The organism is Spirosoma fluviale (assembly GCF_900230225.1).
In the GTDB taxonomy this organism is placed as follows: domain Bacteria; phylum Bacteroidota; class Bacteroidia; order Cytophagales; family Spirosomataceae; genus Spirosoma; species Spirosoma fluviale.
On sequence record NZ_OCNH01000002.1, the window covers coordinates 1,150,793 to 1,171,921 of the forward strand.

Genomic DNA, 21,129 nt, shown 5'->3' on the forward strand with positions numbered 1-21,129 from the left:
TACGGGAGTGGGGGCGTGGTGCTGGGCACGGTCAGTCCGATGGGCAACCGGGCGGTGCTGGCTCAGCCCCGGCTCAACACAGTTAACGCCAGTGGGAGTCCTCTCAAGCAATACATTTATGCCTTGATTTACCCCACCCCCGCCAGCGCCGAGTGTCGGCAGTCGGCCGAGCAGGTGGTGAGTGTTTTGCCGTCTCTGAAGGCGGTAGCTACGGGTGGCACGTTGACGTGTTCAGTGAAGAGCCTGACCCTGACGGGGCAGGCCCAGTACGGCGATGGCAGCCCGGCCAGCTCGGCGGTGTACAGCTGGAAAGGGCCAGCCAGTCCAGGCGGGGCCAGCTTCAGCAGCGTGGTGGCGAACCCGACTGTATCGGTAGCGGGCAGCTACACCTTAACAGTGAGCGACCCGGCTTGTCCTTCTACGATGGCCACCATCACTACCAGCGTGATGGCTGATACAATCGCGCCCATTCTGCAAACCTCGATGGTAGCTAAATCATGTGTTACCTGCGCTGCTACGATCAGTGCCCAATCAGTGGGAGCTACGCTAACCTGGACCGGTCCTGATGGGTTTTTAGCCACTGGCTTCAGTCAGAACGTTACTACCAACGGTCTCTATACCGTAACGGCCACTGGATCCAATGGGTGTACTAGTCGCTCAACCGTAAACATAACGCCTTTTAACTGTCCGCCCGCCGTGTGTGTACCTTTCGTTATAAGACGAACCAGGTAAATCAACATCTAAAAAATAACAAGTAAAAAGTCCTCAAAGCGCAACCTTTGAGGACTTTTTACTTGTTAAGCAATAGCTCATAGACTAGTCTAGTGGACAATCGGGCAGACTTATTACGCTATGCAGATATACGATGTCATTATTGTTGGAGGAGGTCCTTGTGGATTAGCGGCTGGTATCGAAGCGGCTAAAGCGGGACTCAGCCATTTGATTCTGGAAATGGGTAGTTTGACGGAGTCAATCCGTCAGTATCCGCGCCGAATGCGGTTTTTCTCGACGGCCGAGAATATTGAGATAGGTGGTTTGCCGTTTGCCATATCGGATGTAAAAGCCGGTCGTGACGAAGCGCTCCAGTATTACCGAAAAGCAGCCGCCTACTATCACCTGAATTTTGAGTTGTTTCAGGAAGTCTGGCAGGTGCAAAAAGAAGGTGAACTCTTTACGGTGACCACAAAAGCCGGTGCTGCCTACCACGCCCACAAGGTGATTATGGCAACTGGGTACTTTACCCGGCCCCGCTGGCTCAACATACCGGGTGAGAACCTACCCCATGTCTCGCACTATTACGACGAGCCCTTCAAGTATTCGTTTACCAATGTCGTTATCATCGGAGGTTCTAATTCGACGGTCGAAGCGGCTTTGGAACTGTACCGCCATGATGTAAATATCACCGTTGTTCATCGGGGCGACGATTTCAGGAGTACGGTGAAGTACTGGCTCGTTCCCGATGTGAAAAATCGGGTGAAGGAAGGACGCATAAAGACCGCGTTTAACTCCTGCGTAACGCAGATCGATGCCAAATCGGTAACGATCAATAACCTGAAAACCGGCGAAGAAACACAATTACCGGCTGATTTTGTCTTTGTCCTGACGGGCTATATCCCCGATGCTGATCTGTTGCGCCGGTGTGGTATTGAACTGGATACCACCACGCAGGTACCGGTTTATAACAAAGAAACGTTTGAGACTACGATTCCCGGCTTATACGTTTGCGGAACCGTCATGGCGGGGATTTTTACCGAGAAAGTCTTTATTGAAAATGGTCGCGAACACGCTCAGGCCATCATCGACCACATCGTGGGTCGTGAAGTACATAAAGTCGCTGAGCTTATTCAGCGCATTTAGTGGAGTAAGTGAAATGGGTGGAGTAGGGGAAGTGAGGCTAACAACTCATTCCACCTACTCCACCCATTTCACTTACTCCACCCATTAACTAATTTGCAAGCTTATTTTGCTGGAAAAGCCGTTTAGCCGCAAACCAGCGCCGACGCGATACCGGCAAAACAACACCCGAACGTAAGTAAACAAGGCCGCCTTTGTCTGGGTCGTCCCGCTCCATTCGCTCGATGTAATTCAAGTTGACGATACAGTTCCGGTGTAGCCGAACGAACAATTTAGCCGGTAACTGGGGTACGTAATATTTTAACGTACGCGGCATTAACATGCGTTGCCCATCTTTCCAGTAGAGCCAGCTATAATTGCCAGTAGCTTGTAAATAGATTAAATCCGACACCGGAAAAATTAGCTGACCGGCTTCACGGACGTACATTTTGATGCCGTCTATAGGGATTGGCGTTCTTGCATGGGGAGGATAGGGTATCATGATTCGCTACTTTTAAAGTTGGATTGGATTAAGTCTATCATGCAAAAAGAGTAATGTCTTTTCTGTGATAGACCAAATCTAATCAGTCAGGCAGCTGAAATGTGATTTTTGTTGTCAACAACCGTGCATGGTAGCTGAATAGCGCTAAAAAGTAAGTGAATGAACAAGCTTACCTTAAGCCAGGCTCTTTAAAGATGCAGGCCGAACGGATATTCCGTTTTTTATCCCTTTCTTAAACTTATCTTAAAGGTACTGCCCTCGTTTACTACGCTTTCCACTTGAATTTGACCCTCATGTAAGTCGATTATGCGGGCACAAACGGCCAGGCCAACGCCAAAACCCGTGAAGTTAGAAGCGCCCGGCGCCCGGTAAAAGGGCTCAAAAATATGTAGTTTCTCTTCGGCGCTAAGGCCAATACCTGTATCGGTTACACTCAGCCACACACGGTTGTTGTGCGTCCCAATTCGCACCTGTGCGCGGTGATCCTGAGCGTATTTGCAGGCATTGTCGAGCAGGTTAAAAACAACTCTTACCAATAGTGCTTCGTTACCTATTACGGATGTGTCGGTATCCGAATCCGGAATTTGTTCGTATTGAACGTGTACGGCGTAGTCGGGGTGTGTGGTAAGCAGTTCATCCTGCGCCGTAAACAGCACATCGTCGAGCCGTACAATACTCATTGTAACGGCCTCCAGGTTTTCCAGTGTACGCGCTAGTACGAGTAGACTGTTGGATAGCGCAATGAGCCTGTCGGTATCGGTGAGCAGGTTCTGAAGAATTTCGGTGTGCCGTTCTGCAGAGAGGGGCCGCCGGAGACCGAGCTGAATTTCGGATTTAAGGGCTGCCAGGGGGGTGCGTAATTCGTGCGATGCGTGCGATACAAAACTACGCTGCTGCTCAAAGGCCTGTTCGAGTCGTTGCAGCACCGCGTTGAAGTTGATGGCGAGTTGATCAATTTCATCCTGCCGATTTCCTTCATCGAGCCGTTGACGAAGGTTGCGCGCTGTAATGGTTTGCACCTGCCGATTAATGTGGCCGATAGGCTGAAGTGACTGCCCGGCAAAGAAAAACCCCAGGCCTACGGTTAGTGCAATGCCGCCCAGAAGACCCCAGAAAAGAGTTAGCCGTAGATTAGCCAGTTTACTTTGTCCAAACTGATCGTAGGCCGATGCCAGCACAACCAGTCGTTGGCCGTTGGCTTCGTACAAAATACCGACCAGTTCATTCTCTCCATTTGTTGTTTCTACTTCATGGGTTTTGCGAATGGCATCGAGTAAACCAGATTGGTAGCGGACGGGGTGATCGTCTACACTGCTGTACACCAACTCATTCTTCTCATTGAGGATAAGTACTTTTTCATCGATTAAGGCCGTTAAGGTATTCCGGTCTATAATTCGTAGCAAATCGTTGTCTACTTCTTTTACTTCGACCAGAAACCGCACCGTGGTACGCGCTTTGCTTTTGAGCCGATCATAGAACTCCTCTCGCCGGTACGTAGCTGATACTAAGTAGATAAGCAACGAAAATCCGATCAGAATGGAGGCAACAATTAACGTAAACTGGCCCGAAATGCGGTTGCGTATGGTCATGGTTGGTCATTTGTTAGCTCTGGGCTGGTCAATGGGCATCGTCGGCGGGCCGGATTGTTTCTGTATATGCAAAAAGCCCGGCTGTAGGGCCGGGCCATGTTATTACAAACAAATAAGTCACGAACTCCGACCCCTACCGTTTACGCTTAGGCGATGTTCTGGCGGCAACCTCAGCTTGAAACTTAACTTTTAATCGCCGATCAAGCTCTTTATCCCGAGGCACAAAAATGCTGGTTTTCCCATCCGAAGATTTGAGCATCCAGTAGACGCTATCAGAGGTAGGGGGGATGGAGGTGTACGTTTGTTGGCTCATAACTTAGGGGATAATAATGAGTACATGCGCCCGCATGGCTCGATGTATAAAACACATAACCCCATTTTCTTCCGAATAGTGTCATGTTGTGGCGTGTAAGACCACATATTATTTTGTACAGTTAGGCAACCAGCTTTTTTACATCAACTGCATTGGGCCCTTTTGGGGTCATTTCAGTTGTAAACGTCACTTTATCCTGTTCGCCAATGGGTTCTTTTACTCCATTGATATGGACAAAAATACTTTCCTGACTTTGTAAATCTCTAATGAAACCGTAGCCTTTGGAGTCGTTGAAGAACGTAACTACACCCTGACGAACAAGGTCCTGTGGCTCGCCTGCCTGCTGTTTCGCTACACCAATCTGGATATCTTCCTGATCAATGCGCTTCTTCTTGCGGGGGTCGGGTGGGGTAGATGATATATTTCCGTTCTCATCCACATAGGCGAGCATATCATCCAGGCCAAGTCCTTTGGTGGCGTTGGCTTTTCTATCTTCTCTCTTTTCTTCTTTGTCTTTTCTCTTTTTCTGTCTTGCCTTCTCTTTTTCTTTTTTACTAAATGTCTCCATCCCTTGGTTTAATTCGTATGAGGTTAATATGCCCGGAAAGGCACGGTATTGGTAGAGGGCTTGTCCAGAAAGAGTGAAAACGTGACTGTCCATGCGGATTTAGCCGCCCCATCATCTAATGAACCCCAAATCACTAAAATAAGTTGATGATGATCAGATTGATTCGTAATCCATCTCACAAAGAGAGACCGAAAACGATAGTTATCACCCTGTAAATGAGGCTTACAGAAAGAATAATGCCCAACTGCAAGGCAATTGGGCATTATGTTACTATACCTAATTTTATTTTAATCTTTTAGAAATTCCGGGCAATATAGGTTAACCTGGTAAAATTATCAATGTGGCTGACTTGGCTACTTTAATGGTACAAACAACCTCCTGCTATTAAAGCAAACGCTGTCTGATTGCGTACATCTCATGTGTAGAGCTTTGCAGGTGAGTTTATGATAAATTGATATGCTTTACCTGCTAAAAAGTACTTTAATTATGCTGTATTCAGGTTAACAGGTTTGATTTGACTGCTACCAATTAAAATTTGATTAAAATTAAACCTCTGTCTATCTTCAAATTAAACTTATTGTATATAAATGTGCAAATTTGGGTACTTTTAAAATTAAATCCTTGGTGGGTTAAGTTTCGTTTAACTTTTTTACTTATTTAGGGATAAATTATTAGACAAAACTCTCAAATGAATAACCCATCACCCTATAACTATTCTCATAATGTAAGTACTGCGGAAATTGAAATCGTATTGGCTGAGTGGCTAAGTGCCATGTCTGACTTTCATACCTACTATAAGATATTAACCATTTGTATTAATAAGAGTACTAGTGAACAAATTCTTACCTCAGATGGTAACCTACGGGTTGGGCAGTGTTCAATCAATGAGTTGAGAGATCTAATGAGTATGATGAAGAGTGAACTGGGAAAGTTATTTCAGCATGTTGATCAAATAAATACTATTGGAGATGATTCATCCAGGGTGGATTACAAGACGATTGTTGGACACACTACTGTGTTACAACAATTGAATAAAGAAGTAAAAGAACACCTCTATCTGGTAGCTTTGCCCGCTTCATAACAGTTTATTAGCTTGCTCATAACTATAAAAGGATGGCCCCCATGATGTAAGGGGGAATAAAATCGTAAAGTCCAAAAATGTAGATAGGCCTATTGGTAAGCTGGTTAAGTTAATCCAGAAGGGATTGGTACGGTGTTTTATCAGTCATCGCCCAGGAGTTCAGTTTTGATCTTTGACCGCGTAGGTAAGGCCTGATGCCTGTTTTTCACTACCCTAAACGTGTCAATCATAAAAACTACAGCCTGTGTTTTTTTATTGAACTATTGCACTGTAGTTTTGAAACCCATCCCTGTTAATCGTTTACTTAAGTCGATTTATGTTAGCCAAAACGTTTGGTGCAGCCGTCTATGGCGTCAATGCCAGTCTTATTACCATTGAAGTTGTTGTTGCGCAGGGTTTGCATTTCCATTTAGTGGGCTTGCCCGACAGTGCGGTTAAAGAAAGTGAACAGCGGGTTGAAGCTTCCCTCAAGTTCTTTGGCTATCGAATGCCCCGTCAGAAGGTAGTGGTCAACCTTGCTCCGGCCGATATACGCAAAGAGGGGTCGGCTTACGATTTGCCCATTGGACTCTGCGTCTTGCAGGCTTCTGAGCAAATAACGACCACCCGCAATCTGGAAGAGTATGTCATCATGGGCGAACTGGCCCTCGACGGTACGCTTCGACCCATAAAAGGCGTATTACCCATTGCAATTGAAGCCCGAAAACGGGGTTATAAAGGGTTTGTGCTTCCCGTTGAAAACGCGCAGGAAGCGTCCATTGTGAATCAGCTGGATGTGATTGGCGTAACGACGATTCAGGAAGCCATTGAGTTTTTCGAAGGAAAAAAAGACATCACCCCGCTCGAAACCGATACCCGCGATTTATTCATGACGCAACTCAATGCCTACGATGCTGATTTTTCGCACGTGCAGGGGCAGGAGAATATTAAGCGGGCTATGGAAATTGCCGCAGCGGGCGGACATAACGTAATTATGATTGGGCCGCCGGGCGCTGGTAAAACCATGCTGGCCAAGCGTTTGCCCACCATCCTGCCACCGTTGACGTTGCAGGAAGCACTGGAAACAACAAAGATTCATTCGGTAGCGGGGAAGCTGGGAACCCGGGCAACCCTGATTGCGACCCGTCCATACCGGTCACCGCACCATACCATTTCCGATGCGGCTTTGGTAGGTGGCGGGAGCTTTCCGCAGCCCGGCGAAATATCACTTGCCCACAACGGGGTGCTTTTTTTGGATGAGTTACCGGAGTTTAAACGGTCGGCGCTGGAAGTGATGCGTCAGCCGCTCGAAGATCGTAAAGTAAGCATCTCGCGGGCCAAATGGGCTGTTGAGTTTCCTGCCAGCTTTATGCTCATTGCCAGCATGAATCCCTGCCCCTGCGGGTACTATAACCACCCCGAAAAAGAGTGCGTTTGCGGGCCGGGCGTTGTGCAGCGATACTTAGCCAAGATCAGCGGCCCTCTCCTCGACCGAATTGATCTCCACGTAGAAGTAACCCCGGTGTCGTTTGATCAGATGACGGCCAACCGGCCTGCCGAACCCAGCGAGGTTATTCGCGAACGGGTGATCCGGGCAAGAGAACGACAAACGGCCCGATTTACCGATCATCCGGGCGTCTACTCCAACGCCATGATGCCGTCGCAGCTGGTGAAAGAAATCTGCGTGATTAGTGACGCCGGTCGGGCGTTGCTCAAAACGGCCATGGAACGACTGGGCTTATCGGCCCGCGCCTACGACCGTATCCTGAAAGTGTCGCGCACCATCGCCGACCTAGCCGCCACTGATGATATCCGCATCGAACACCTCGCCGAAGCCATTCAGTACCGGAGCCTGGACCGGGAGAACTGGGCAGGGTAGGGGGTAATGGAGTAGTGTTATAGACTGCTGACAGAATGAGCACGCTGGTACATCAGCGGGCTTTTGCCCGTTATGAGCTTGAACTTCTTGTAGAAACAGGTAAAGTTGTTGAAGCCGCTTTCGTAGCAAATCTGCTTGATGCTCATTAGTTCGCTGATCAGAAGCTTACAGGCGTTACCAATCCGGATTTCCAGCAAAAACTGCGAGTATGACTTTCCCGTCCGGGATTTAAAGTACCGGCAAAAGGAATTGGGTACCAGACCTGCAATCGACGCTACGTCCTGTAACCTGATTTTGTCGTGGAAATGACTTAGGGTGTAAGCATAAATACGGTTGATCCGTTCGTTTTCCACTTCTGACGACTCGTACCGAAAGCCCAGGGAGGAGAGGTAACTGCGTTCGTCGGACTCATTCGCGATCAGCAAACACTCCATCAGGGCCATAAGTCTGAAGGTACCTTCTACCTGGCAGAGTATCTCCATTTGTTTGGCCACCCGCTGCCCGATCGACTCGGTGAGTATCAACCCACGCTTCGCCTTGTCAAGCGCGGCTTTGAGCGATTTGTTTTCGGGTAAGCAAAGAAACGAATCGCCCCAGAAGTTTTCCGTAAAATGAACGACTGTGGCGTACGGAAGCCGCTCCGATTTGTCCGCGTTACACGCATTTTCGTCCCGGTCGTAATGCCAGTAATGCGGTAGGTTGGCACCTACCAGTACCACATCCCCGGCTTTGAACCGGCGGATGCTGTCGCCCACAAACTGGGTGCCGCTGCCCCGGTGAAAATGAACCAGTTCAACCTCTTTGTGGCAGTGCCAGCGGTTGTTAATGTTGGGGATGGACTCCTGCCGAACGCTGAATGATCGGTTAGGGGCCGTTGCTACCTGCAAAAGATGTGCTTTCATGACGTGAGTTGACCAGCTATGTACATTGAATTGTAGAAAATTAAGTATAGTTGAATAGTCTACAAAAATATATGATTACTCCTACTGATGTTAAAATAGCTTAGTAATCAGATAAGATCAACGCATTATTGTTTTATAAATAATTTTCCTTTGTATTCTTCAAAAACTTAATCTATAGATAAAGACTAATAGTGTTTTTGCAAGCGCGTTTATGACCAGTTCTTTTCTTTTAAACTCATTCTTAGCGTATGAAAAACAGACGATTACGAACGGCCGATCTGGCTTTGTTACCCAACAGGGTTTGTCGGGCCTGTCGGGCAGGGGCAATACCTGCTCTAACAGCGATAGGTTTACTGATAATACCCGGCGTATCGGTGGCGCGTCATGCCGACGTTCTTAAAACGCGGCCGGGCCGTCTGGCTACTGTATGGGCAGACCGCCCCCTTAGCGGAAAAGTAACGGGCGATAACGGCGAGGTGTTGCCGGGAGTCAGTATTCAACTGAAAGGAACAAACCGCGGGACAACCACCGATGCTACCGGGAATTTTCGGTTAACACTACCCGACGAGGCCGGAGCGGTGCTGGTATTCTCCTTTATCGGGTACGTTTCTCAGGAAATTACGGTTGGCAATCAATCCACGATCAACGTTACGCTGGCATCGGACAATAAAGCTCTGGCCGAAGTTGTGGTGGTGGGGTACGGTACTCAGAAAAAAGCGGACCTGACGGGGGCCGTTTCCGCGATCTCCGCAAGCGATTTCGACAATACCATTAATACCAACGTCGGGCAGGCGCTTCAGGGCCGGGCGGCTGGGGTTCAGGTCACGCAAAACACCGGTAAACCGGGCGACAACGCCATTATTCGGGTGCGGGGCGTAGGAACGACCGGGAACAGCAACGCGCTTTATGTTATTGACGGCGTGATTACCGACGGCGGTATTGCCAACATCAACCCCGATGATATTGAGTCGATGACCGTTCTGAAAGATGCGGCTTCGTCGGCCATTTATGGGGCGCGGGCCGCCAATGGGGTGGTGCTGATTACCACTAAACGGGGCAAAACGGGTGTGGGTCGGGTGAGTTTTACCATGTACTACGGTACCCAGAAAGCCTGGCGATTGCCCCGAATGGCCAACGCCCGCGAATTTGCGACCCTGCAAAATGAGGCCAGAGCCAACGCCGGGTTAGCGCCTTACTGGAGCAATCCGGATTCGCTGGGGGTGGGTAATGACAAGATTGGTGAAATATTCCAGACCGCTCCCATTCAGAACTACCACCTGTCGGTATCGGGGGGTTCCGAGAAATCGCAGTACGCCGTTTCGCTCGGGTATTTCAATCAGGTGGGTATCGGCATTGGCGTTGGGTACGACCGGTACTCGCTCAATGTGACGTCCGACCATCAGGTGCTCAGGAAATTGAAGTTCGGCAATAGTCTGTCGCTCACGCGGGGTAAGCAAACCAGTGGGCAATGGAATGAAACGTTCGTGAACGCCATTCGCTTTTCGCCCACGATTCCCAAATACATGCCCGATGGCAACTACGGCTACGGCAGTCGTCCGGGGGAGCAAATAGGCTATCTGTCTTCTCTGGGAAGTGCCTACCTGTTCCAGAACGACATGACGCGTTACCGGCTATTGGGCAATATCTACGGCGAATACCAGTTTACGCCCGAACTCAAACTGCGGGCAACCATTGGTGCTGACTTTATTCTCGACAACGGGATCAACTTCGCGCCCACCTATGCCTTCGGTGGTCGGACAAACGTGGTCAACACCCTCGACCGCTCGAACGTGATCAGCACCACCTGGCTGAACGAAAACCTGCTTTCCTACGATAAAGTCTTTGGAAAACACAGCATATCCGCCCTGGTGGGTATTACGCAGCAGGCCAACCGCTACGACAATTTTGCGGCCCACCGGGAAAGCTTCCCCAATAACGACATCCGGGTGCTGGACGCCGGTGCGCTGAACGACCGGGCGCGGGGCAGTGCTTCGGAATGGTCGATTCGGTCGTTTCTGAGCCGGGTCAACTACAACTACGACGAAAAGTACCTGCTCTCAGCCAACCTTCGGGTCGATGGTTCGTCGCGCTTTGGAACGGGCAACCGGTATGGTATTTTCCCCTCCTTCGCGGCTGGATGGCGTATTTCGGGGGAGAAATTCATGGAGAACATCCGCGCCGTCAACGACCTGAAACTGCGGGCCAGCTGGGGGCAGTTGGGCAACCAGGAAATCGGTCTGTATTCCTTCACCACGGGGCTGAACCTGGCCCAGAACTACGTGCTCGGTAGCGGCCAGACGGTGGGTCCGGGCGTAGCACCAACGGCCCTCGGCAACCCGAATATCAAATGGGAAACAACCACCATGCAGGATGTGGGTATCGACCTGGCGCTGCTCAACAACCGGGTGTCGGTAACGGCCGATTACTTTATCAAAGATACCCGCGATATGCTGGTTCAGGTGCCCATTCCCGGAACAACGGGCGTAACGACGGCACCTTATCAGAACGTGGGGGCGGTGCGTAACTCCGGTTTCGAACTGGCCATCACCTACCGGAAAGCCAGTGGTGATTTTAAGTACGATATCAGCGCCAATATGGGAACGATCAAAAACCGGGTGACGGCTTTGGCCGGTTTGCCCATCATTTCGGGCGTGTTCAAAACCGCCGAAGGGCAGCCCATCAGTTCCATTTTTGGCTATGTGCAGGAAGGCGTATTTCAGAACCAGTCCGAAATCGACGCGCACGCTACCCAGCTCAATGCCAAACCCGGCGACATCAAATGGAAAGATTCCAACGGCGATGGCATTATCAACGACCTCGACCGCGATTACATTGGTAATACCATTCCCCGCCTGTCGTACGGGTTCACCGGCAATGCCAGCTACAAAGGGTTTGACCTGAGCGTTTTCATTCAGGGCATTCAGGGTCGTGACCTGTATCTGGATGGTACCGGCGGTCGGCGGTTGATGGATAACTTCGACAATACCACGGCCGACTACCTGAGTCGCTGGACGGGTCCCGGTACGAGTGATCGAGTACCTCGTCTGGTCTGGGGCGATCCCAGCAACAACCGGCGCACGTCGAGTTTCTGGGTCTATGACGCCAGCTACCTGCGCATCCGCAATGTGCAGTTGGGCTATACGCTGCCCAAAGGAACGCTGGGACTGGGTCGCCTGCGGGTCTATGCCAGTTGCCAGAATCTGCTGACGATCACGCCTTATCCGTGGTTCGATCCGGAAGTGGGCGCGGGCATTGATAACAACTTCACTGATCTGATGACATACCCGCAACCCCGGACAATTCTGGGCGGTATCAACATTGATTTTTAACGGTCATTCCTAAACGCATTGGTTATGAAAAAGATAGTGTTTGCGGTAGCCCTGCTGTTAGCCGGATGCCAGAGCGATTTTCTCGAAAAACAACCCCTCAACGCCGTTACGGCCGATAATTACTATAGAACCTCGGACGATGCCATCCGAGCGGTCAATGCGGCTTATAAGCCCCTGATGTACAACGGCATCGGTCAGTTCGGGATTGCCTATTACGGCAACAACCAGGCGGGCGATTCCAACACCTACGGGGACGATGCCAACTGGGTAGCCGTCGATAACTTTACCGTTACGTCCGACAATCCGGCCATTCGAAGCTCCTGGTCGTCGTTTTATCAGGTCATCTTTCGGGCTAATCTAGTGTTGGACCGGGTTCCGGGCATTACCATGGATGCTACCCTGAAAGGCCGTGTATTGGCCGAAGCCTCGTTTTTACGGGCCATTTCCTACCATTATCTGGTGCTGCTTTTTGGCGATGTGCCCCTGATTACGAAGCCCCAGTTCAATGCCAGTGAATTTCTGGTAGCGCGAACGCCCGTTGAACAGGTGTACGCGCAGATCATCACCGACCTGCAATCGGCCGAGAAAAGTCTGCCGCTTACCTACCCCGCGTCCGATCTGGGCCGGGTTACGCAGGGCGCGGCCAAGTCGTTTCTGGCCAAAGTCTACCTGTACCGGAAACAGTGGCCCGAAGCCGCTGCCAAAGCCAAAGAAGTGGTCGACTCGAAGGTGTACAGCCTCTTCGACCGCTATTACGACAATTTCGAACTGGCAACCGAAAACGGGAAAGAGTCCATTTTCGAGATTCAGTATGCGTCGTTTCTGGGCGGCCTTGGCAACCAGACCAACAACTACGACGCACCCCGCGGATCGGGCTTTACGCTGGACGGCGGCTACGGATGGGCACAGCCAACGCAGAATTTCGTGAACTCATTTGCTGCCACCGATCCGCGCAAAGGTTACACTATTTTTCAGGCAGGGGATGTCTTTCAGGGGATTACGTTCAATCCGGCAACGTCCTCAACGGGTTACGGCTCGCGCAAATATGTGGTTGGCAAAGGGACGAACATCGGCAAGAGCGACGATCCGAAAAACTTCATCCTCATGCGCTATGCCGATTTGCTGCTGATGTACGCCGAAGCCCTGAACGAGTCGGGGAAAACGGCCGAAGCCCTGGCACCCATCAACCAGGTACGGGCGCGTAAAGACGTGAACATGCCGCCCTTAGCCGCTACGCTCACGCAACCCCAACTCCGGCAGGCCATTAAAGATGAGCGCCGGGTGGAGCTGGGCATGGAGGGCCACCGCTGGTTCGACCTAGTTCGCTGGGGCGATGCGGCTGCGTTCGCAAAGTCGATCGGCAAAACCAGTTTCCGGGAGGGTATCAGCGAGCGTTTCCCTATCCCCCAGGCCGAGCGGGATATAAACCCGCAACTGACGCAGAATCCGGGGTATTGAGTAGAACATACCCAACGCTCGCGCCGACTCAGTATTTTTAGTGTGGAATGGCCTTGAAACAGATATACCTGTTTCAAGGCCATTTTTACGTGACGCTGATTGCAATGAAGATAAAGCTGCTGGCTTTAATTATACTGACCGCCAGTCAGGCGCTGGCTCAGTCCGGCCCGACCCGAACCCGACTTTTTGACGCCGATTGGTACTTCCTGAAAGACAGTACCGCCAACGGTCAGCAACCTGGTTTTAAGGAATCAGGCTGGCGGAAACTGCATCTGCCGCACGACTGGAGCATCGAAGATTTGCCCCATCAGTCGCCGGATCAGGTGATGGGGCCGTTCTCGCGGGCGAGTGTTGGCAACACCTCCACCGGCTACACCGTTGGCGGAACGGGCTGGTATCGTAAAGCCTTCGTTCTTAAGGCAGCCGAAGCCGGTAAAGTGGCCCGCATTCAGTTTGACGGCGTCTACATGGAGTCCGATGTGTGGCTCAACGGCCATCACCTCGGCTATCGGCCAACTGGTTACACCTCGTTCAGCTACGAGCTGACGCCCTGGTTACTACCCGCGGGGCAGACGAATACGCTGGTCGTTCGGGTGAAAAATAGCGGTCAAAATTCCCGCTGGTACACGGGCTCGGGCATCTACCGGCACGTGTGGCTAACTCTGACCGAAGCCGTACATATTGCGCCGATGGGTGTGACCGTCACGACCCCGAAAGTGTCGGCTCGGTTGGCTCAGATAGTGGTTAGAACCGCTATTGACAATACTAAAAAGACAACGTTACCCATTCGATTGATCACAACCCTGATTAAACCAAACGGACAACCCGCCGGGGCAGATCAGCAGGTATTTACCGTATCAGGTAACGGGAAAGTCGAACGCTCGCAAACCCTGACCGTAGCCAGCCCGGGCCTGTGGTCGCCCGAAACGCCAACGCTGTATCGGGCTAAAGCGGTGTTGGTGGCTGGTGCGAAACGGCTGGATAGTGTAACCACCTCGTTCGGTATTCGCTCCATTGAACTGGATGCCAGTCGGGGCTTTGTCCTGAACGGCAAGCGGCTCCTCCTGAAAGGCGGAAGTGTCCACCACGACAACGGCCCATTGGGTGCCCGCGCCTTCGACCGGGCCGAAGAACGAAAAGTCGAGCTGCTGAAAGCCAACGGATTTAACGCCGTTCGAACCAGTCATAATCCACCATCGCCCGCCTTTCTGGACGCCTGCGACCGGCTGGGGCTGCTGGTCGTTGAAGAAGCATTCGACATGTGGCAACGACCCAAAAAACCACAGGACTACCACCTCTTTTTCGATCAGTGGTGGCGTACTGACTTACAAGCCATGATCGAGCGCGACCGCAACCACCCGTCGGTATTTCTGTGGAGCATCGGCAATGAAATCAACGAGCGGGCCGATTCGTCGGGTTTGGTATTGACCAAACAACTCGCCGACGAAGCCCACCGACTGGACCCCAGTCGGCCCATTATGGAAGCGATGTGCGTGTTTTGGGAGCATCCCGGCAAGGTTTGGGAAGATGGCGATAAGGCCTTTGCCCTGCTCGATGTGGGTGGCTACAATTACGAGTGGAAACACTACGAATCCGATCACCAGCGCCACCCAACCCGGATTATGGTAGGCACGGAGTCGTTTGCCCGAGAAGCCTTCGAAAACTGGCAGCAGGTGGAAAAACACCCGTACGTACTTGGCGATTTCGTTTGGACGGCCATGGATTACATGGGCGAAACGGCCATTGGCCACGCGCTTCTGCAACCGAAGGCCGATAAGGATAGCGTGAAGGCGGTGTTGCCCTGGCCGTGGTTCAATGCCTGGTGTGGCGATCTGGATTTGATCGGTACGAAAAAGCCGCAGTCCTATTACCGCGATGTGGTCTGGCGCAACAGTCCCATCGAAATGGCCGTTCACAGCCCCATTCCCAATGGCATGAAAGAAACCGTTACCAACTGGGGCTGGCCCGATGAGCGGCAAAGCTGGTCGTGGCCGGGGCAGGAGGGAGTACCACTTCAGGTGCGGGTTTTCTCTCGGAGTCCGCTGGTGCGGCTGGAACTCAACGGCAAACTGGTGGGGGAGCAGCAATTGGCAGATACCACCATTACGGCTTCGTTTACTCTGCCGTACCAGCCGGGCGTGCTGAAAGCAACGAGCTTTGCCAACGGCAAGCCAACGGGATCGGTAACCTTTCGTACCGCCGGGAAACCCCACCATCTTCAACTCACCACCGACCGCCTAACCCTGCACGCTGACCATAATGACCTGGCTTATGTGACCGTTGACGTCGTGGATGAGCAGGGCCAGATTATTCCCTGGCTCGACACACCTGTAACGTTTGCGCTCACTGGAGCAGGCGAGTTGGCGGGCGTAGGCAACGGAAATCCCACGGATTTGAGCAGCTTTCAACGAACGCAGAAATCAACGTTTCGGGGGCGCTGTCTGGCTGTTATCCGGTCGGGAGGAAAGGCCGGTCAGATTAGCCTCAAGGCTACAGCACCAAGCCTGGGAACCCACGAAATAAGGATGGTAGTGAAGTGAGGGCTACCCCGGAGGTAAGCCCCGTTGCTGAACACGGCCAACTAATTTAGTGACAAAGTCATGGTTCAACTGTTATGCTAGAAACAACATACAACCATGAACGAAGAAAGTCACCTTAACAGACGCCAGGCCCTTCAGGGATTAGGTACCGGTATCGCCACCGTAGTCGCTACACCGGTATTAGCCGCTTCGGGCGTTGCTCCTACGAATGCCGCTGCGCCACCGGCCCTGGAAAATCCAACCAGTAAATACCCTAAACCACCGTTTAAAGAGCAGCCCCAACCCTGGCCGGGGCTGGCCAGTAAAATGGACCCTAAACCCGATCACGGCGAAACCAGCTATAAAGGATCGGGTCGGCTGGCGGGCCGGAAAGCCCTGATCACCGGAGGGGATTCGGGAATGGGTCGGGCTGCCGCCATTGCCTACGCCCGCGAAGGGGCCGATGTGGCCATCAATTATCTGCCCGCCGAGGAGCCGGACGCCCGTGAGGTAATTGCGCTCATTAAAGCCGAAGGACGTAAGGCCATCGCCATCCCCGGCGATATTCGCGACGAAGCCTTCTGCCAGCGGCTGGTAGCCGAGGCCGTTCGGGGTCTGGGTGGATTGGACATCGTGGTGAGCAATGCCGCCCGGCAACAAACTCATGCATCCATTCTGGATATATCGACCGAGCAATTCGACTGGACGATGAAGACCAATATCTACGCGCCTTTCTGGATCATTAAAGCCGCTCTGCCGCACCTGCAACCGGGGTCGGCCATTATTGGCACCACGTCTGAGCAGGCTTACGATCCTTCGGCAGAATTGTATGATTACGCCCAGACAAAGGCAGCTACTACGAGCTTTGTGAAGTCGCTGGCCAAGCAGCTTGGTCCGAAGGGTATTCGGGTCAACGGCGTGGCTCCCGGTCCGATCTGGACACCCTTGCAGCCCAGTGGTGGGGCCACGCAGGAAAAGCTCAAGACATTTGGTGGGCAAACGCCCCTGGGTCGTCCCGGTCAACCCGCCGAACTGGCGTCTATTTATGTGCAGCTTGCCGCCAGCGATGCCAGTTACGCAACGGGGCAGGTTTATGGAGCCGCTGGAGGCAGTGGACAGCCGTAAGGTGCATTCCTGATTGAGGTAACGTGAATAATGGGTTGACCAGATCAAAATTTAGCTCATACGCAACTGTTATTCGCGTTATAAAGGTGATCAACCAGTTAACCACAGAGCTACGAAGCGCACAGAGACTAAGTGGAAAAAATACCTCCATAAATCTCTGTGCGCCTTGTTGCAAGTCAAAATTAGTATTGGTCTTTAACGACATCCCTACGGAGTGGTGGGCTGACTTTTGGCGTTTATGTGTTCCCAATGTCTGGCAAGTCCATCTTTCGTGAATAGATCATCCAATTTTACACCGGTTTCCTTTTCAAAGCTGGAGTAAATGGTCTCAAAGGCATATCTGCCCAACGCCCGGTAGCTCTCGAACTGACTTTCTGAAAAGAATTGGTCGGAGGTCGATTCGTGGGGGAAGGCGCTTTTGGTGGAGCCATAATTGAATATGTCGCGGGGTTCATTACCGTAGAAAGCGGGTTTAATATAAAGCAACAGACCGTCTACATCGTTGGGAGGGGCACCAGCGGGTTTATCAACGGCCGAATAGCCAATACGGGCCAGCGCCCAGTATTTTCCATCGGTATTGAGTACAGTCGTTGACCGGGCCTGAATCTGGAATTTGCCCTGAAATTCAATCGGTATGCCCAGGTCGATCCGGATTTTACGGATGGCATTGCCCAGGTCCTCCAGCGTACAGCTTTCATCGCAGCCGGCATCGCTCACGACAATGAACCGGTTACGCCGTAACACCATTTCATACAGGCCTAAGTTCTCGAAGTGACCACCATCCGACAGGTATACGTATTCGTTGGTATCGTCGGTATTGGCCCGGAGTTCGTCCCAGATCGGTTTGACAGCCAGGGTAGGTGTCGACTTATCGAACGTCTTATCCCCCGCCGGGCCTGGATTACCCAGCCACCAGCCGAGCCGAACGTTGAACAGGGTCATCAGAAAAGCAACCAGGGTGGATGAATGATAGCCCATGTTCGGGCTGGCAGCCGCCCCGGATATGGTTATTGCCGTGCCCAGACTGATGCCTTTTTTACCTCCATAACAGCTATACTTCTGCGTTGGTACATTCGCTTCCTGATCCTGGTAATAGACATTGGCAGAACCGGCGTTGTCGCGCGTTCGTCGATACCCTAAATTCATGGCTCCGGCGTGCAGGGGCGAAATGGAAAACGCTTCTGCTTTTCGCTCCTGCCAGGCCAGATTCTGCCCATTTACCAGATTGAGAGCCAGATTTACAATGTGAAAAAGCGGTTTCCTGGGTGTCGTCGTGCCGGGTGACGGATAGGCATCCACCTTCAACTGGCCCATGGGTATGTTATCTCCTTCATCAAAGCCGGTGAACGGATCGGGCGAGCGGGTCTCTTGTGGGCGCGAGGCTCCCAAATAAGCCCGAATAAGCCGGGCTCTGTACATAGCATGAAGCGAAAAACGGTTTGTATCGATCATCAACGCCAGTAGCCAGCCCGCCAACAGGAAGAAGGTAAGCAGGAATAAGGGGGCAAAAACGGTCAGGACCCGGCCATATGTATTATCACCAAACCAGCCGTAAAATTGATCCGCCAGTAGTCTGGTGAGGGTTTGATTCAACAGCGAAAGCATGACGATCAGGATAAAAATAGTCAGTGTGGCCGCAATGGGCAGACTGTAACTGGACAATAAGCCAATAATACCTGATGCATTGCCTTTGCCCTGCCGCGATCCGGCCCCCTCGCCCCGCCCGGCACTCTGCGCACTTCCGCCGAGCAGGGCCGTTAAAATACCTGATCCCAGGCCAATACTGGCGATTTGCAGTTTTATGGTGTCAACAAGGCCAGGGCCGAACAGGACGACACTCGATAGAACGAGCCAGCCCAGCCCCGCAATCAATAGCCAGGCACTGTATCGGGCCGTCCATTCACGTCGGGCATCGTCGAGGTGGCGGCTTACAACGCCCTCAAAGAGATAACCAACCAGCAAAATGGCCAGCATGAAACAGGGAAAAGCCAGGCAGGTGTATAATTCCATAGAGGATGAACGCAGAAACTTGGCCGTCAGCAGCAGTAAAAAGCCTGCAATAGCCCCTACCAGGGCTATTACAAGAAACATCAGGACTTGCAGATAGAGCTTCTTTGGGGTTGGCTTGGCCAGCAGCCAGCCTATAACATGGGCCAGCATCGTGCCCCCCATGATCCAGTAGCCCCCCGCCGATAAGATGTTCAGTCCGGTTCGCTGGTCGAGTCCCAGCGATTTATAAATGTCGGATGCCCAGTGCGAACGGGTGGGGTCCAGTTTACTGAACCAGATCCATACCAGGATCAGTAGAAGAACAGCTACTGAGAACGGCAGCAGGCACTTATTAATAAACGCGATCTGATCCCGATCCGATTTCAGGGGCGTGTCGGAGAGTTTGTTTTCGGGTGGTTTTATCGTGTCAGGGGTTGGGATATAGGCATGGACAAACCGGACGGCCATGATGGATAACACACCCGCCATAACCAATAGCACCCCCATAATCCAGAACCCGGTTGTACCTGAATCAGCTACTTTGGCGGAGGCCAGTGTGACGCCTACCCAGGGAACGGCCGTCAGCGCTGCCAGAAAGGGCAAGATAACCAGCCAGATTAGCAGCAGGTTACGCATATAGGTAGCGACGAGTGTCCAGGTATCGGCGGAGAACAGACCCAGTTGCGGGCTGAGGTAGTTGCTGAACTGGCGTAGATGCCGGATTGGATCGGCTTCGCTGGCAATGGGTGTACTGCTGGTCGTTTTAAGTCTGGTGATTACTTTTTCCAGCCCTTCATGATGGCGCCAGGCACTAAGCCATCCGCCCACATACCCACCGCCCGATACGGTAGACAGGTAGGAGAAGCGTCCAAGCAGATTGTGCTGAGCCAGCCCCTGCATCACACCCAGCGCAAATGTAGCACTCCGAATACCCCCGCCCGACAGGCATAACGCACTCTGGTAGGTATCGCGCATTTTATTGAAAACAGCATCTAAAGACGATTTTTCTTTAGGTACAATGTGCTCCGCGAAGGCATCTTCCAGCAAAAGCTGGTTCAACTCAGCTGTTGAAAAATGGGATGCCTTTGGCTTGTGGCCATCTTTCCATTCCAAATAACGTTTAAGCAATCCACGGGTGTAGGGTCGTAAGGCCGCGTTCAGCAGCCAGGGTTCTTCAGTCAACAAATTAGGACGCTCTGCCTGCGCAATGAGGGTATTCCGGATGAGGTCTTCCGTTAGTATTTTTTCAGCAAGCCACTCGGCTAGCCGGGTGTAGGGCGTTTCGGTGTGCGTCTTTTCAGACGGCTCTGGATTTGACGTTGGAAGAAGATTATCATTTCTCCCGGCTTTAGCCTCCAGGTACCTGCGTTCGGCCTCCAGTTTTCCGATTAATTCCGTTGGGTCAATAAGCCTGAACAGGTCGGCATTTTCTGCCGTCGTCTTTCCTGCAGAGAAATCGGTACTTTCTGGGTTAATGAACGCATACTCTTCCCGGAGTACATCACTTAAGTGAAAGGAAGGGGAACTGGATTCATCGGAGTGGTTCAAGGGGTCGGGCATGGTTACGCTCATTTTATAGTGGAGACTAGGGGTGGATGTGTTGAGCCGAAGTTGGTTGCTGGAAGATTAAATAGGTTTCCGAGCCCTCAATGAGTACCCAGAACGCAGGTAAATGTGTTTAATGGTGTTTATGAACGCAGGTCTATAAACGTAAGCCGGAAAAGCAGGAATTGACTCTAGTGTAAAAGGCCGTCAATCTAAGCTGATTCGTTGACGACCGGTTGCTACTATCAGGCGATGAAGATATGAAAAACGAGAACCTCCTTATCGCCCATATTATTTAAAGGTAGATCAAGTTGTGAGCTGGGCGGTCGTTGTACAACGGACAGGGTCGCCCGCGTGGTGGTAATCCGTATGGCCAGAATGCCGGTGATAGATTTTACTTTTTCACCACAGCGCCACGAAGGGCACGAAGATCAATAGGCGTATTTTTTAGCCTATAAACCTCCGTGCCCTTCGTGGCATTATGGGTAATTTATTTCGGTCCGAAATAGGGTAACAGA

At 51.7% G+C, this 21,129-nt stretch carries 13 protein-coding genes and 1 pseudogene; 8 read left to right on the plus strand and 6 right to left on the minus strand.

The window, feature by feature from the left end:
* Positions 1–732: pseudogene (locus CRO74_RS15300) on the plus strand (SdrD B-like domain-containing protein); the annotation flags it as partial.
* Between the two features lie 120 nt (positions 733–852).
* Positions 853–1,857 (plus strand): YpdA family putative bacillithiol disulfide reductase, encoded by a 1,005-nt coding sequence (locus CRO74_RS15305; RefSeq protein ID WP_097126895.1) that lies wholly within the window; start codon positions 853–855, stop codon positions 1,855–1,857.
* Positions 1,858–1,945: 88 nt separating this feature from the next.
* Here CRO74_RS15305 and CRO74_RS15310 read toward each other — a convergent pair whose 3' ends face one another.
* The 4 genes from CRO74_RS15310 to CRO74_RS15325 form a co-directional block, all read right to left on the minus strand.
* Positions 1,946–2,281 (minus strand): LytR/AlgR family response regulator transcription factor, encoded by a 336-nt coding sequence (locus tag CRO74_RS15310; RefSeq protein ID WP_245877855.1) that lies wholly within the window; start codon positions 2,279–2,281, stop codon positions 1,946–1,948.
* 275 nt (positions 2,282–2,556) lie between these two features.
* Entirely contained in the window at positions 2,557–3,924 is a 1,368-nt protein-coding gene (locus tag CRO74_RS15315) for a HAMP domain-containing sensor histidine kinase (protein WP_097126897.1), read from the minus strand.
* A 133-nt stretch (positions 3,925–4,057) separates the two neighbouring features.
* Positions 4,058–4,237 carry a hypothetical protein gene (locus tag CRO74_RS15320; protein WP_097126898.1) on the minus strand — a complete coding sequence of 60 codons (180 nt, stop codon included), beginning with the start codon at positions 4,235–4,237 and terminating at the stop codon, positions 4,058–4,060.
* A 121-nt stretch (positions 4,238–4,358) separates the two neighbouring features.
* Positions 4,359–4,805 (minus strand): cold-shock protein, encoded by a 447-nt coding sequence (locus CRO74_RS15325; protein ID WP_097127120.1) that lies wholly within the window; start codon positions 4,803–4,805, stop codon positions 4,359–4,361.
* 688 nt (positions 4,806–5,493) lie between these two features.
* Here CRO74_RS15325 and CRO74_RS15330 point away from each other — a divergent pair.
* Complete coding sequence (locus CRO74_RS15330; protein ID WP_097126899.1) at positions 5,494–5,886, plus strand: hypothetical protein; 393 nt, start codon at positions 5,494–5,496, stop codon at positions 5,884–5,886.
* Between the two features lie 316 nt (positions 5,887–6,202).
* Positions 6,203–7,744, plus strand: a complete 1,542-nt coding sequence (locus CRO74_RS15335) for a YifB family Mg chelatase-like AAA ATPase (RefSeq protein ID WP_097126900.1) — start codon at positions 6,203–6,205, stop codon at positions 7,742–7,744.
* Between the two features lie 17 nt (positions 7,745–7,761).
* On the opposite strand, the gene CRO74_RS15340 is transcribed toward CRO74_RS15335, so the two are convergent.
* Complete coding sequence (locus tag CRO74_RS15340; protein ID WP_097126901.1) at positions 7,762–8,646, minus strand: AraC family transcriptional regulator; 885 nt, start codon at positions 8,644–8,646, stop codon at positions 7,762–7,764.
* Positions 8,647–8,894: 248 nt separating this feature from the next.
* On the opposite strand from CRO74_RS15340, the gene CRO74_RS15345 reads away from it, so the two are divergent.
* The 4 genes from CRO74_RS15345 (at position 8,895) to CRO74_RS15360 (ending at position 17,077) form a co-directional block, all read left to right on the plus strand.
* Positions 8,895–11,975, plus strand: coding sequence for a SusC/RagA family TonB-linked outer membrane protein (locus CRO74_RS15345; RefSeq protein ID WP_097126902.1), 3,081 nt, complete (start codon positions 8,895–8,897; stop codon positions 11,973–11,975).
* A 24-nt stretch (positions 11,976–11,999) separates the two neighbouring features.
* Positions 12,000–13,433 (plus strand): RagB/SusD family nutrient uptake outer membrane protein, encoded by a 1,434-nt coding sequence (locus CRO74_RS15350; RefSeq protein ID WP_097126903.1) that lies wholly within the window; start codon positions 12,000–12,002, stop codon positions 13,431–13,433.
* A 104-nt stretch (positions 13,434–13,537) separates the two neighbouring features.
* Entirely contained in the window at positions 13,538–15,973 is a 2,436-nt protein-coding gene (locus CRO74_RS15355) for a glycoside hydrolase family 2 TIM barrel-domain containing protein (RefSeq protein ID WP_179830205.1), read from the plus strand.
* 96 nt (positions 15,974–16,069) lie between these two features.
* The gene (locus CRO74_RS15360) at positions 16,070–17,077 is read left to right on the plus strand and encodes an SDR family oxidoreductase (RefSeq protein WP_097126905.1); all 1,008 of its coding nucleotides are present in this window, start codon (positions 16,070–16,072) and stop codon (positions 17,075–17,077) included.
* Between the two features lie 207 nt (positions 17,078–17,284).
* On the opposite strand, the gene CRO74_RS15365 is transcribed toward CRO74_RS15360, so the two are convergent.
* Positions 17,285–20,626, minus strand: coding sequence for a patatin-like phospholipase family protein (locus CRO74_RS15365; RefSeq protein WP_218840219.1), 3,342 nt, complete (start codon positions 20,624–20,626; stop codon positions 17,285–17,287).
* Between the last annotated feature and the right edge of the window lie 503 nt (positions 20,627–21,129).

Coding starts and splice junctions, on each gene's coding strand:
- CRO74_RS15305 (WP_097126895.1), top strand. CDS start 853: ATGCAGATATACGATGTCATTATTGTTGGAGGAGGTCCTTGTGGATTA.
- CRO74_RS15310 (WP_245877855.1), bottom strand. CDS start 2,281: ATGTACGTCCGTGAAGCCGGTCAGCTAATTTTTCCGGTGTCGGATTTA.
- CRO74_RS15315 (WP_097126897.1), bottom strand. CDS start 3,924: ATGACCATACGCAACCGCATTTCGGGCCAGTTTACGTTAATTGTTGCC.
- CRO74_RS15320 (WP_097126898.1), bottom strand. CDS start 4,237: ATGAGCCAACAAACGTACACCTCCATCCCCCCTACCTCTGATAGCGTC.
- CRO74_RS15325 (WP_097127120.1), bottom strand. CDS start 4,805: ATGGAGACATTTAGTAAAAAAGAAAAAGAGAAGGCAAGACAGAAAAAG.
- CRO74_RS15330 (WP_097126899.1), top strand. CDS start 5,494: ATGAATAACCCATCACCCTATAACTATTCTCATAATGTAAGTACTGCG.
- CRO74_RS15335 (WP_097126900.1), top strand. CDS start 6,203: ATGTTAGCCAAAACGTTTGGTGCAGCCGTCTATGGCGTCAATGCCAGT.
- CRO74_RS15340 (WP_097126901.1), bottom strand. CDS start 8,646: ATGAAAGCACATCTTTTGCAGGTAGCAACGGCCCCTAACCGATCATTC.
- CRO74_RS15345 (WP_097126902.1), top strand. CDS start 8,895: ATGAAAAACAGACGATTACGAACGGCCGATCTGGCTTTGTTACCCAAC.
- CRO74_RS15350 (WP_097126903.1), top strand. CDS start 12,000: ATGAAAAAGATAGTGTTTGCGGTAGCCCTGCTGTTAGCCGGATGCCAG.
- CRO74_RS15355 (WP_179830205.1), top strand. CDS start 13,538: ATGAAGATAAAGCTGCTGGCTTTAATTATACTGACCGCCAGTCAGGCG.
- CRO74_RS15360 (WP_097126905.1), top strand. CDS start 16,070: ATGAACGAAGAAAGTCACCTTAACAGACGCCAGGCCCTTCAGGGATTA.
- CRO74_RS15365 (WP_218840219.1), bottom strand. CDS start 20,626: ATGCCCGACCCCTTGAACCACTCCGATGAATCCAGTTCCCCTTCCTTT.